General features: G+C 67.8%; 6 protein-coding genes. 5 read left to right on the top strand and 1 reads right to left on the bottom strand.

Features of this window, described 5'->3' with window-relative positions; genetic code table 11:
- Nucleotides 1-280 precede the first annotated feature (280 nt).
- The 5 genes from CHF15_RS42065 (at nucleotide 281) to CHF15_RS44635 (ending at nucleotide 12,046) form a co-directional block, all read left to right on the top strand.
- Nucleotides 281-1,471 carry an exonuclease SbcCD subunit D gene (locus tag CHF15_RS42065; protein WP_089229232.1) on the top strand — a complete coding sequence of 397 codons (1,191 nt, stop codon included), beginning with the start codon at nucleotides 281-283 and terminating at the stop codon, nucleotides 1,469-1,471.
- The gene (locus CHF15_RS46535; protein ID WP_089229233.1) at nucleotides 1,471-4,479 is read left to right on the top strand and encodes an AAA family ATPase; all 3,009 of its coding nucleotides are present in this window, start codon (nucleotides 1,471-1,473) and stop codon (nucleotides 4,477-4,479) included. Before CHF15_RS42065 ends, CHF15_RS46535 begins: the two co-directional genes overlap by 1 nt.
- A gap of 282 nt (nucleotides 4,480-4,761) precedes the next feature.
- Complete coding sequence (locus CHF15_RS42075; RefSeq protein WP_143681770.1) at nucleotides 4,762-8,427, top strand: hypothetical protein; 3,666 nt, start codon at nucleotides 4,762-4,764, stop codon at nucleotides 8,425-8,427.
- Nucleotides 8,428-8,517: 90 nt separating this feature from the next.
- Complete coding sequence (locus CHF15_RS42080) at nucleotides 8,518-10,953, top strand: DEAD/DEAH box helicase (RefSeq protein ID WP_089229235.1); 2,436 nt, start codon at nucleotides 8,518-8,520, stop codon at nucleotides 10,951-10,953.
- A gap of 121 nt (nucleotides 10,954-11,074) precedes the next feature.
- The gene (locus tag CHF15_RS44635; protein WP_143681771.1) at nucleotides 11,075-12,046 is read left to right on the top strand and encodes a hypothetical protein; all 972 of its coding nucleotides are present in this window, start codon (nucleotides 11,075-11,077) and stop codon (nucleotides 12,044-12,046) included.
- On the opposite strand, the gene CHF15_RS42085 is transcribed toward CHF15_RS44635, so the two are convergent.
- The gene (locus CHF15_RS42085; RefSeq protein ID WP_143681772.1) at nucleotides 11,986-13,164 is read right to left on the bottom strand and encodes a hypothetical protein; all 1,179 of its coding nucleotides are present in this window, start codon (nucleotides 13,162-13,164) and stop codon (nucleotides 11,986-11,988) included. The two genes, CHF15_RS44635 and CHF15_RS42085, sit on opposite strands and share 61 nt — an antisense overlap.
- Between the last annotated feature and the right edge of the window lie 922 nt (nucleotides 13,165-14,086).

Below are 14,086 nucleotides of genomic sequence, written 5' to 3' on the forward strand. Positions count from 1 at the left end.
CCACCCCCCGGGCGACGGCTGCACACGACCTTGTACAAGGCGCTGCCCGTGGGAACGCCGACTGCGTGCCAGGCGTCCGACGGCACGCGAGAGCCGCGCCTCACCATCCTCCGTTGTTTGATTTGAGCTCGAATGTGGGTGGTGTTTCTCGTTAACCCGGGAGGCGCACCCCTCCAGGGGAGCGAGGGGCCAGCCCCTTGACGCGTCCTCGTGTCCCGAACATCGCCTATATCGAGAAAACTGCCCCTAACCAGTGCTTCTGTGGTTACGGTCGGTGCTCATGCGGTTTCTGCACACTTCGGACTGGCATCTGGGCCGCCGGTTCCACGGAGAAGACCTGATCCCCGCCCAGAGCGCCTTCCTCGATCACCTGCGCGACACGGCCCGCGCGGAGAACGTCGACGCGATCCTGGTGGCCGGCGACATCTATGACCGGGCCATCCCCGGCCTGGACGCGGTGCGTCTGTTCAACCGGGCCCTGCACCAGCTTGCCGACCTCGAGATACCGATCGTCATGATCAGCGGAAACCATGACTCGGCCCACCGTCTCGGTGTCGGCTCGGGCCTGTTCGCCCGCGCCGGGATCCACCTGCGTACCGACCCGGCCACCTGCGACGTCCCCGTCGTCCTGACCGACGAGCACGGGCCGGTCGCCGTGTACGGGGTGCCCTACCTTGAGCCGTCCATGGTCCGCACCCAACTAGAAGCCGAAGCTATCTCCCACCATGCGGTGCTGACCGCGGCCATGGACCGGGTCCACGCCGATCTCACCAACCGGCAGCCGGCCGGGACCCGCTCGGTGGTCATCGCCCACGCCTTCGTCACCCCCGGTGCCATCGAGCCCAAGGAACGCGAGGCAGACGCCAGTGAACGCGACATCAGCGTCGGCGGTGTCGCCCACGTCGGCGCCGCCGTCTTCGACGGCATCGACTACGTCGCTCTCGGCCACCTCCACGGCCCCCAGAAGGTCACCGACCGCGTCCACTACAGCGGCTCCCCGCTGCCGTACGCCTTCTCCGAAGCCGGCCACACCAAGTCCTTCACCCTGGTCGACCTCACCCCCGGCACAGCCCCGGCCGTCATCCGCCTGCCCTGCCGGACCCCCCACCGCCTGGAACGCATCGAAGGTCTCCTGGACGACCTGCTTGCCGACCCCGCCCACGAACCACTCAAGGACGCCTGGCTCGAGGTCACCCTCACCGATGCGGCCCTGCCGTTCGAGGCCATGGCCCGGCTGCGCCGCCGTTTCCCCCACACACTCAGCCTCAAGCACCAGCGCGCCTTCATCCCCGCCCAGGCCACCGACACCCCCACCTACACCGAACGTCTCCGCGGCCGCAGCGAACTCGACATCGCCTGCGACTTCATCACCGACATGCGCGGCACCGGCCCCACCCCCGACGAACACGCCCTGCTCCAGCAGGCCGTCGACTCCGCCCGGGTGAACGAACTGCAGAGGGAAATCGTCTGATGCGCCTGCACCACCTCACCCTGCAGGCCTTCGGCCCCTTCGCCAGCACCCACACCGTCGACTTCGACGCGCTGTCCGCCGACGGCCTGTTCCTCCTGCACGGCGACACCGGCGCCGGCAAGAGCACCCTGTTCACCGCCATCTGCTTCGCCCTGTACGGGGAACCCCCGGTCGACCGCGACCTGCTGCTGCGCAGTCACCACGCCCCGGCTGGCCTGCTCACCCAGGTCACCTTGGACGTCACCATTGCCGGCCAGCGACTGCGCATCGAACGTAGCCCACAGCAGATGCGCCCCAAGCACAACGGTTCTGGCGAGACTCCTCACCGTGCCGAGACCCGGCTCCACCGGTGGACGACAGACTCTCTCGGCCAAGGCCACTGGGAACCCTCCAGCAAGTCCCACCAGGAAACCGGCAAGGAGATCAAAGACCTCCTCGGCATGAGCCGGACTCAGTTCTGCCAGGTCGTCCTCCTACCCCAGAACGAGTTCACCAAGTTCCTCTACGCCGCCGCGCCCCAGCGCCGCGAACTGCTCGGCAAGCTCTTCCACACCGACCGGTACGCGCAGATCGAACGCTGGCTGAACGACCACAGCCGCACCACCCAGAAGAACCGCGACACCGCCCGTGACGAGGTGCTGCACCTGGCCTCTCGCATCCACCAGGTTGCCGGCCCGGACCTGAAATCCCAGCACGACGCCCCCACTGCAGATACCCCCCACGCGCTGACCGATCCTGCCGTTGCCTGGGCCCAGGACCTGATCCAGGCTAGCCAGGCCGACGCCCTCACCGCCCAGCACGACGTCGAGACGGCAAAGAAGAACCAGGACGAGCACCGGGCCTTGGAAGCCGCCACTCGCGAACTGCATCAACAGCAGACCACCCATACCGCCGCCCGCGAGCAACTGGACCAGCTGGACCAGCAGACCGCTCACCAAGAAGACCTGGGCCAGCGCCGCGACCAAGCCCGGCGGGCCCAGCAGCTCGCGCCGCTCCTGTACGCCGTCGGCACCGCCCGCACCGACCACACCCACGCCCAGGACACCGAAACCGCTGCCCGCACCCGCCTGCTCCTCGAACATGCCTCACTCCGGGCTCAGGAGCTGGCCACCGCCGGGCAGCACATGCGCGACGACATCGCCGTGCTGAACACCCTCCTCCCGGAGGAAGACAACCTTCGCCAGATCACCGCCGACCTGAAGCGAACCGACGCCGAGCGGCTGGACTTCGCCGGCCAGCAGCGCACCGCCCGCGACTGGCTCGACCAGGAAACCACCCGACGCACCGCCCTGGATGCCCGCCGGGAAGCCGCCCGCCAGGCAGAGGAAGGAGGCCGCCGCCAACAGGACCAGCTCCAGACCCTCACCACCCGTGTGAAGGCTGCCGAACGCCGCGACGCCCACCTCGCCCAGATCACCGCCACCGAGCAGCGCCTGGCTACCGCCCAGCAGACCACCGACCAAGCAGCCCAGGACCACATCGACATCCGCCGCCGACGCACCGAGGGCATGGCCGCCGAACTCGCCGCCAGCCTCACCGACGGCGCGCCCTGCCCGGTCTGCGGCTCCTGCTCCCACCCGGCTCCCGCCACAGCCCCTGACGGGCAGCCAACCCGTGACGACGAACAAGCCGCCGAGGAGACCCACCAGCGAGCCCAACAGCAGCGAGACGCGATCTCTGACAAGTTGCAGCAGCTGCGCGAGAACGCTGCAGCCGCGAAGGGCGAAGCTGGCGACACTCCGCTGGCCGACCTCAAGACCGAATACGAGACCCTCACCGCACAACTGGCCGACGCCCTCGAGCGTGCCGCCGACCGCGGCACCGCTGACGAGGAACTCCTGGCCATGGACCGCGAACACAGTGTCATGACCGATCAGCTCAACGTTGCCACCGCCGGTCTGTCCGCCCGCAACGCCACTTACGACACCCAGTCCCAGCGGCAGGCCGAGCTCACCAAGAAACTCAACGACGCCCGCGGCACCGCCCCCACCCTCGCAGCCCGCGTCATCGAGCTCACCCGCACCGCCGAGCACCTCGAACAGGCCGCCGAGGCATCCCGCACCGCCACCACCACCGCCCAGTCTCTCGACGCCCGTACCGCCGAGGCCACAGACGCCGCCGCAGCCCAGGGCTTCGACACCCTCCCGGCCGCCGAGCAGGCCCTGCTCAGCGAGCAGGAACTGGGCGCCATCGAGGAAGAGATCAACCAATGGCGTGAAACCCGCGCCACCCACCAAGCCGTCCTCGACGACCCCGCCCTGCAGCAGGCGGTCGCCCAGCCGCCCGCCGACGTCGACGCAGCCACCGCCCGGCGCGCTGCCGCAGACGACCAGCACGTCAAAGCCGCCGGCGCCGCCAGCACTGCGCAGACCCGCACCAGCGCACTCACCGACCTCGCCGCCACACTGGGCGGGGCCGTCGAGCGCCTGACAGCACTCGAACAGGCCCACAGCACCGCCCGCCACCTCGCCGACCTGGCCACCGGCAACTCGCCCAGCGCCCGGGTGCGCATGCAGTTGGAGGCCTACGTCCTGGCCGCCCGTCTCGAACAGGTCGTCGCCGCTGCCAACACCCGCCTCCAGTTGATGTCCGAAGGCCGGTACACCCTGCGCCACTCCGACCACCAAGCCGCCCACGGAGCCCGCTCCGGCCTCGGCCTGGAAATCACCGACGCCTGGACCGGCCGCCCCCGCAAGACCGACACCCTCTCCGGCGGCGAATCCTTCTTCGCCTCCCTGTCCCTCGCCCTCGGGCTCGCCGACGTCGTGACCCACGAAGCCGGCGGCAACCCCCTGGACACCCTCTTCATCGACGAAGGCTTCGGCACCCTCGACGACGACACCCTCCACAAGGTCCTCGACGTCCTTGACTCCCTGCGCGCCCACGACCGCACCGTCGGCGTCATCAGCCACGTCCCGGAACTACGCCGCCGCATCACCCACCGCCTATACGTCCGAAAAGGCCTCACCGGCTCCACCCTCGTGCACCTGACCGAAGCAGCCGAATAGCCGGGCCCCGGCGGGCAGGGTCACCGCCATGCCCTCCGGGCCGCCTTGACCACGTACACCGAAGCCAACGACGCTCCGATCGACGTCGTCGACGGCGACAAACTGGTCACAGGCACACTGCGCTGGTCTGCGATCGTGCTCGCCGCCAACACGGTCCGGGCGGGACGGAGCGAGGCTTTTTGCCGAGCAGCGACTGTCAGTGGCGGCCGGTAGCGTCGGCGCTCATCACTCATGTGGCGCAGTGAGACGTGTGTCTGTCGGACACCGGGTGGGGGAGTGGCTGTGGCATCGTTCAATACCGACGGGAAGCCGTGGGATGCCGTGGATGGCCCGTCGCTGGTGCGTTCAGCGGCCGCTCTGCAGCTGATCCCGGAGAACATTCCCTGCCTGGTCCGGCTGCAGCGGCTCGCTGCTGTGGGCGCCTGCCTTCCGCATCGCCCTGACGCTCCACGTCTGTCACCGAGCCGGCTTCGGTCTTTGCTGAAGGACCCTGTGATCAGCAGCCCGACCGTCCGGGCTCAAGAAGACCCCTACAACGACCTTTACACCGCAGAGGTGCCGTTCCACGGCGGCCCCTACCTGATAGCCCAGGGTCTCACTGAGAGGTCGGCCTACACGGTCAGCCTCGTACTGCGCAGTGTCTTCGGCCCCGGCGGCGAGAGCCTGCCCTCCGCCTACCGGCGGGACGCGCGTGTGCTGGCCCAGGTACTGCTGGGCCTGAGCGATTCGGTGCTCGTCCGCGCGGGCCTGCGACGCGGCGTCACCGCGCCGGCGTCGGTTCGCGAAGAGGTCTTCGTCCCCGGGGAGCCGGCCCTCGTCGCCTTGCGCAACGCCGTCACCTTCGATGAGGCCGCCTTGGCCGCTGTTGCTCCCGCGCAGGCCTTGCGGCTTCTGGACGACCTCAGTGTGCCGCCAGGCGGTCATGTTCTGACCACGGAGATCGGCTCGGACCCCGGGTTGATTCTCACTCCGCTGCTGGCTGCAAGCGGCGGAGTGATCGTCGCGAATCCAGCGGAACTCGCCACAACCCTGCGGCACTACCTCCTCGTCCTCGCCGGAGCGCATGACTGCCAGCCGACACTGGCCCGACTAGTCCGCGAGAACGCCCTGCATGAAGCCTCCGCACTGCTGGTGCACTGCGGAGCCAGACTGCTGCAACCGGCGACGCTGCCCGCCCAGGACCCTCAGATCAGCCGCGCCCGGTTCGCTTTCGCCGACGACAAAGTCCTCGACCTAGCCGTCATCGCGGATGATCTTTCCGACTATGACGACCACGATCCCTACGGCTTCTGGAACGCTGCCGGACTAGTGCAGCGTGTGCAAGACCTGATCGACGCCCCAGGCGATGCGCTCGAGGAAGACGCACGCTGCCTGCGCCTCATCGTCAACCAGGGCCTCGGCCGCGCATCGACCTTCGGCCTGCGAGAGCCCTCGCGTCCCGGCCCCGTGCTCGCCACCACCGTTGACGACCTCAAGGTCATGGCAGAGCTCGACGGCACCGATCCGCTCTTCTTGTGGCGCTTTGCTCAGGCAGACAACAAGCTGTACGCCGACGCACAGTTCGTGCATTCCTTCAGCAAGCTCGACAACTACGGCCTCTACCGAGACCACGACTACAGCTACTACCTGTCAGACGGGCCCAAGCCGACCGGTGTCATGGTCAACCCCGACTTCAGCGAAGCCCTGCGCATCGAGGCGCACCGTCGCCATGACCACCATGTCGTCGCCAGCCCTCACCGTCCAGCCCTCGTCCCTGTTGTCGCTCTTTACGGCGTGGACACCGCCCCGATTTATCGCACGCATCCCAGCGTTCCCGAACGCGAGCTGCTCGTGGAGACAGCGGGGCTGCACGTATGGGTAGGAGGATCCGAGGTAGAGACGACCGGCGAGCTCGAATCCTTCCAGAGCATGGTTCTTGAAGCCGTGGCCTACTGGGCCTGGCAGCTCTCGCTCACGGCACCGGGCGCGCTGCGAGCACTCGCCGATGACCACCGCGGACGCCTTCAGATCACGATGTCGTTCGACGACCTGGACCGCTGGCAGGACGCGCTCACCGGCCACCCCATCCACGACGAGGAGGAGAAGCCCCGGATCGCATGGAAGGCCGGCAGCAAGGGACGCCTGCACCTAGAGCTCTTGGCCCGTGGAGCGTCGACGCTGCTGCAGGAGGAGGGCAACAACGCTGACCGTGCGATTGTCCGAGCCCTGACCGAGGCCGCTGCCGAGCGCTGGCAAGGCGAGCTTGACACCGACGTCCTGGTCGAACGCATAGCGCCCTACGGGCACAAGAAGATGCTGCACGGGGGGATCAGCCCGATGCTCCTGCGGCCGGGACCTCTTCCGGCTGCCAGGCTTGTGCAGCCGGCCGTATCCGCCGTCGTCCTGGACGAGCTGGGCGAGTGGATCGGAGCCCAAGGCATACGGCAGGGAGCCATCCCTGAGGATCAACGCCTCAAGGTCCTCAACAAGGCGGTTGGCCACTACTTCCAACGCATCCAGGAAGGGATAGCGAAGCTGTCCCCCGACAACCTGATGAGCGAACTCATGGCACGGCATGAGGCCCTCATCCGTGACGAGGCACTCCAAGACCGCATCCTGCCCGCCAGATTGGCCTGCTTCGGAGCATCCAGCCAGCCGGCCAGGGAACTGGCTGAAGACAGCAGGAGACGAGTGGCTGCAGCACAAGCGAGCCGCTTCCTCATCGAGTACACCGCCGCCACACCGCCCTCGGGGGACAAGCCCCTGACCCTGGACACCTACGACACGCTGGTCGCGATCGCCGCCGAACTCATCTCCCGGTCCACTCTCTCCGACGCCATCCGGCACGACTTCTCCCTCGTGCAACTATCCCTGCTGGAGTCGGGCCGGCTCGGCGTCTCACGCGGCGACCGCTTCGAAACCGGCACCAATGCCCTGGCACTGGCCAGAGCCCAGTCGGTCATGCGAGGGCTCGCTCAGGACCCCCTCGCCCCCCAGGCGCGCCAGACCACAGCCCCTTCCGCGCAGGTCGAACAAGCCATGCTTGCAGAGTTCGGGTTCACGTTGACCGATCTCGCCCAGGGCCTGGGTGAGATCATCGCTCTGGGCGACGACGCCTGTGAGAGCGAACCGTTCGTCCTGCCCGTCGCCCAAGTAAAACAGCGCGTGCAGTCCCATCTCGGATGGGCTGAAGACACGGTGCATGCCTTCCTCGACCGGCTCACTCTGCGGCCGCGCCCGGAGTTTCTGTCCGTGAACGCCGACGCATGGCCGTGGCGGTACAACCGCGAGTGGTCCTACGCCCGGCGTCCTCTGGTCCGGATGACTCTCGCCGACGGCGACCTACTTGCCTGGGCCCCGCGGCATGTGTGGAGCACCGGACCCTACTGGGCCGAGCTGGTGTACTCCGGCAGGCTCAAGGCAACGTCGGCGACGATGAAGAAGCTCTTGGGTTCCATCAGGCAGGAGCACAACAAGGACTTCGAGAAACAAGCCCAACAAGCTCTGGCCCAGGCCGGATGCCCCATCACGGCTCACAGCGTGGCCAAGATCGCAGGACGCCGCCTCATGTCACCTCAGGGACACGACCTGGGCGACATCGACGCCGTGGGAATCAACCCTAAGCGGAGGAAGATCTTCGTCGTGGAGGCGAAGGACTTCGAGATGGCCCGGAACCCCTCTGAACTGGCCAACGAAGCCGATGCGCTCTTGCGAGGAGACAAGAGCGCCACCGTCAAGATCGCGAGGCGGGCCCAGTGGATCCGCAATCATCTGGCACTCACCCTGAACCAGTTCACGGGCACCCGAGACACTCACGGCTGGAGCGTCATTCCCGTCGTTGCCACGAGCCGCGACCTGATGGCGTCGCGCGTATTGGCATCGGATGTGCCGGTCGTTGCTATCGACGGGCTGCCAGCATGGGCTGAGGTGCAGATGCGCAGCCAGGCTGCCAGGAGACGGAAGCGGTAGCCGGCCGTCCCAGCGAGAAGCATCTGCTTGGCTGAGCACTTCAACGAGTTTGCGCGCCACCCCGGCCGCAGGCCCGGGAGAATGCCTCGTATGAGCACTGCCATCCCCGCCGCCGGCCCTACAGGGGCGACTGCGCTACGCCCTGATCAGCAGGCGGGTCTTGATCGTGCAGTGCGGCATCTGCACCGCCCGGGCACCCGGGGCTTGTACGTCTCCGCATGCGGTACGGGTAAGACGCTGGTCGGTATCCGGCTGGCGGGCACGCTCGGGTCGCGGCTCACTTTGGTGGTGGTGCCGACGCTGGATTTGATTGCGCAGACCGCTCTGGCGTGGCGAAGGGACGGCCGGGCCGAGGCGATGGTCGCGGTGTGTTCGATGGACACCCGGGCCCATCCGGGCCTGGCCGAGGCGAACGTCGGCTCTACCGGCGACGCCACCGGCCTGGCGGCGGTGCTGTCGGCGGTCGGCACTGGGGTCCTGGACGCGGTGACGGTGTTGTGTACCTATGACTCTCTGGACAAGATCGAGGCGGCGCAGCGCACCGGCCGCTCGGTGCCGTCGTTCGATTTGGCGATCATGGACGAGGCGCACCGCATCGCCGGCCGTGCGGACAAGAGGTGGGCGGCCGTCAATGACAACGCCCGTATCAAGGCCGATCGCCGCCTCTATATGACCGCCACCCCTCGGATCTTCGGTGGTCCGGATCTGGCGGAGTCCGCGGATGTGCGCCGCCCGCGCCGCCGCCGGCTGGCCGAGCCGGATGTGGATGCGTCGGCGAATTCGATGGACTCCGAGCCGGTCTACGGCAAGAAGATCTTCGAGTACCCGCTCGCCCAGGCGGTCGCCGACGGCGTCCTGGCCGACTACCAGGTGATCGTGCCGACCATCAGCGACGACCAGCTGCGCACCCGCCTCAACCTGCCCACCACGCCGACCGCCACCGGCCTCACCCCCGGGGCCGGGGATGCGCTGCGCACCACGGCCCTGCACCTGGCCGTGCTCAAGACCATGGCCGAGCACCAGCTCAAGCGGGTCCTGGTGTACTTCCAGCTTGTCGCGGACGCGAAGAGGTTCACGCGCGAGCTCGGCCACACCCTGCGCCTGCTGCGCACCACTGCCCCGGAGCTGTGCCCGGACCTCGACCCGCTGACGCTGTACGTCGACGGCGACCACACCCCCTCCGAGCGCGCCGAGGTCTTCGCCCGCTTCGCCCAGGCCCCGTGCGCGATCATGGCGAACGCCAAGGTCGTCGCCGAGGGCGTCGACATCCCCAGCGTCGACGCGGTCGTCTTCGCCGACGTCTCCCGCAGCGTCATCCGCGTCGTCCAGGCCCTCGGCCGCGCCCTGCGCCAGCCCGCCGACGCCGGCAAGGTCGCCAGCCTGGTCATCCCCGCCTACATCCCACCCGCCGCCAACCCCCTCGACATCCTCGGCACCCCCTACGAGCCGGTCTGGGCGATCGCCACCGCGCTCGCCAGCCACGACCACCGCATCGCCGAACGCCTCCCGAACAAGACCAACCGCCTCCCGCAGGAGACCCGCGAGCTGATCGCGCACCGCTGGCACTTCGACTTCACCGTCCAACCCGAACGCATCGCCCGCGCCATGGACCTGGTCTCCTTCGACCCCCGCGCCGCAGAATCCCGCCCCCGCCGCGAAGGCCTCGCCTCCGCCCAGGCCTTCCACGACGACCACGGCCATCTCGATGTCCCCACCGACTACACCGACCCCACCGGCTACAACCTGGGCGCCTTCATCACCGGCATGCGCGACGCCCGCCGCACCAACCGCCTCAACCCCCACGACCCCGCCGACGCCGCCTGGATCGCCGAACTCGACGCCCTCGACATGATCTGGGACAAACATGACGCCGCCTGGCGTGCCCAGCTCACCACCGCCGCCGACTACCACGCCGCGCACGGCCATCTGGCCATCCCCGTCACCGCCCCCGGCGGCGCCTTCCTCGCCGAACAGCGCTCGCTGGCCGCCAACGGCAGGCTCGACCCGGCCCGCGCCGCCGACCTCGCCACCATCGACCCCCACTGGCGACTGCCCCACGGCCCCGACTGGCACCGCAAATACCACCTGCTCCGCGCCCACCTGGCCGCCGGCCACAACCCCGGCGATCTCCACCTCGACATCGTCATCGGCACGGTCAAGATCGGCCGCTGGCTCCACCGCCAGCTCACCACCTTCACCACCCTCGACCCCGGCCAGCAGCAGCTCCTCACCGACCTCGGCCTGACCCCCGCTACCAGCTCCCTCAAGACGCCCTCCAGGGCCCGCCGGACCTTCGCCCAGACCGTCCAGCTCCTCGAGCTGTTCATTGCCCGGGAAGGCCGGCCCCCCACCGCCCGCGAAGAGATCCTCGTTGACGGAGACACCGTCAAAATCGGACCCTGGCTCGCCAAAGCCCGAACCAAGCACCGCACCGGACAGCTTCCCGTCGACCACGCCACCCTGATCGCCTCTCTGTTCGAGGGTGACTGGACCGACGACACCACCCCCGTCATCCAGCTCGCCTGATTGTCCGGCTGGATTCTCGCGCCGGTGAGCAGCTCTCGGTCGATCACTGCGGCAGCTAAGACCTGTTGGCTGGTGATCGCGGAGCCGGGATACTCCGCATGTCCGGGGCGGGGGAGGGTGCATGACGGTGTTCGCGTGTGTGGTGTGCGACGCCGTGCTGAGCGCCCCGCTGTCACAGGTCGCACTTCCCGTCCGTGCCCGCCAGACGTGGGGACACGGCCTGCTGCCGGTGCTCATGGAGGCGGCGACGTACGCGGTCGACCCGGAGCCGTTCGGGCCTCCATGGCGGCGCTGGAGCGAGGTCGGCGAGAACGAAGCGGCAGCCCGTGGGGTGTTCGCCCCGGTGGACTCGCTGCCGTTCGGCGACCCTGGAACGATCGTCATCGCCCCGGGTGACACCCGCGGCACCGTCCTGATCCCGGAGCGATGCGGCGGCGACTGCTGCGGGCTCGACGGGCGCGACGGCCCGAAACTCGCCTGCGAGCAGCCCGTGGCGACCCGCATCGACGACTGCTCACTCTGGCAGGCCGTGCGGTTCGCGCCGCATGCCGTACGCCGCATCCCCACCGACGACCCCGCACCCCGGACAGCAGACTGGCAAGCGCTGGCGACCGAGGTGCAACCCACCCCGCTGGTCAACCCCTCCGGCGACTGGAGCCCGCAATGGGCCGCGGCAGCCGGCGTAGCGCTGGCCCACCTCCTGGCAGCCTCGGACGGCACACCCGTGACCGTCCCCGACGGCCTGGTCGCGGACACCCTCCGCCGCACGCTCGACACCCTGCTCCCGCTGGAGCCACCGGCGAACACGGCGTCGTTGGCCGGGCCAGGCCTGCCCCGGAGCCTGCCCCCGACATCCTGCTCGTCCCGCGGCATCCGCGGACAGGGGAAGCGTGGCAGCCGCTGCGGCGGACCAGCAGCCACCAATGCCCCGGCCTATCGGCCGACCCGTGGATATCCACCTGGGCCCAGTCGTACGCCCGCGGCGGGAGGCGGTCTTGCCGAGGGGAGCGAACCTGCGGCTGCAGTATCTCCTCAACCGTCACGACGCCTTCGCCACCACCTACGGATTCTGTCCGACTGCCGCTGGGGCTGACTAGGATTTGGATAGAGCACCTCGTAAAGCGCCCCGAGCGTGGCCGCCGAAGAAAGGCCGTCAAGAACATTACGCAAAAACATGGTACGAGGACGCGCGACGCCGATTCGGCGGGCAAGTTTCGTGGTCAGCTTCTTGACGATTCCGCCGCTGATGTCCATGGACACGATGCCGCCGATGGATATCGTCATGTTGGGTGGCTGGACATCGACGAGTCCCAGCTGGCGACGAAATTGTTCCGTGAGACGGTTGATTTCCTCCGTCAGCCGTAGCGCCGCCTTCAGGTTGCCCGCGTCGATGTGTTGCTCAAGTTCGGAGACGTGGGACCGCAGATCTCGCGCCCCCCTGCTTTCTCTGATCTCGTAGGTGACGCTGAGCACGTTTTCTCTGCTCCCCGCCTTGCGGATCACATATGGCAACAGCGATGAGCACTGGAGTGGCAGGAAAGCGCCATCGAGCACGTGGGAGACCGTCTCCCGTGACTCCTCATGCACCTTGTCGATCGCGTCCAAGTAGGCACGCATGACCGGCTTCCGTTCAAGCCGAAATCGCGGCGACTGGGGCGGAATATCCCGGAACGACGAGAAGCCCGCCATTTTTGCGCGCAACGGATGCGGCATGTAGGGGACCTCGATATTCCGGCACAGCAAGTCGTAGCAGCGAGCGCGATAGCTTAGCCATACCAAGTTGCTGCAGAAAGCGCGGGCTTCAGCAGAGCTATTATGCCACGTCCCCCAGTTCTCCACGGGCGGTACCGGCCCTTCCGATTGGATCGCCCTGATCCAGTCGATTACGGGGGAGTTGTACCTGTCTCGGACCCCGATCACTTCCCAGACGTCATAGGACCCGCTGCTGAAGCGGCGGACGTCGCGTACGCCGCCAACAAGCTCGACAAGGCTGTCAAGATTCGTTTCCGGCCCGGCACTGAGCCACTGCCGGGACTGCTCCTTGACGGCCTCTGCGATGTCGGGCTCGATCGCCGGCACGTTGACAGCGGAGCCGAACAGTCCGCCAGCCGCCGGTACATTCAGTCGGTGTCCCAGGTCGGGAATGAGGACTTCGTCGAACAGCACCAGTCCTTCGACCACCTGCCCGAGGGCTGCGATGTCCAGATCCACGAATCGCCCATTGTCCCCGCGCGGCCCCTCCGGGAAGAGCACGCCAGCGGCCGCCCTGATCGTTGCAACATCCATAGCAACCTTGGCCATAGTCCCCCTCGCACGTGAAACACACCAACGCCAACCGACGAACCTTATGATCCAACGTCAGACCGATATCTTTCCAGAAAGTCGATCCTCCGCGAACGGAAACGCACAGGTGTACACGGCAGCTTCACCCGCCATCGAGAAGGTTGTTCACCTCGCCCTCGGAGAGCACTTCACGCGGAGCGTCCATGATCCAGGCCAGGCCGTTGCACCCGGCTGTCGTCTCGTTGGGCCGACCGAGTGACGGCGAACGGTCCGGTGACGGGCCGGCCGTACTGGGCCCTTGGAGGAGGTACACCCGACCGAACTGTCCGGCGATCCGAACCATCAGACCCTCGAACGCCTCCTGCCAGCGAGCAGGCACTACGCTGCGACCTGCTGCGGCCACCGCACCACTTTCGATACACGCCCAGGGAGCCCCTTGCCATGAGCGGTAGCTGAGCCCCCCTCACTCGCTGACGGTCAGGGCCCCCTGCGCCGGTAGGGAGGAGAGGAGAATTCGGATTCCCCAAAACTTTTGGATGAAGGAAGCACCCGTGCTCCATGAAGGCACGGGAGAGACCAACCTGACACACAACCACTCGCCCGCCCCTCATCGCAGCTAGCACGGCCCGCGTCAGCGGGCCATAAAGGACCGAAGGCGAAGCCGAAGGTCCGTCAGGGACGCGAAGCGGACCTGACCTGAAGGCGCGTTAGCGCCAGAACTGGGCTGAAGCGAAGCGGAAGCCCAGTCAGGCCCGAAGGGCCAGCATCCGCGAAGCGGCCCTGTCACCGCCGAGCAAAGCGAGGCGGTTCACTTGCACATCGCGCAGCGATGTGATACCCGCTCCGCGGG

It is taken from the genome of Actinacidiphila glaucinigra (assembly GCF_900188405.1).
GTDB lineage: Bacteria > Actinomycetota > Actinomycetes > Streptomycetales > Streptomycetaceae > Actinacidiphila > Actinacidiphila glaucinigra.

Coding starts and splice junctions, on each gene's coding strand:
- CHF15_RS42065 (WP_089229232.1), top strand. CDS start 281: ATGCGGTTTCTGCACACTTCGGACTGGCATCTGGGCCGCCGGTTCCAC.
- CHF15_RS46535 (WP_089229233.1), top strand. CDS start 1,471: ATGCGCCTGCACCACCTCACCCTGCAGGCCTTCGGCCCCTTCGCCAGC.
- CHF15_RS42080 (WP_089229235.1), top strand. CDS start 8,518: ATGAGCACTGCCATCCCCGCCGCCGGCCCTACAGGGGCGACTGCGCTA.
- CHF15_RS44635 (WP_143681771.1), top strand. CDS start 11,075: ATGACGGTGTTCGCGTGTGTGGTGTGCGACGCCGTGCTGAGCGCCCCG.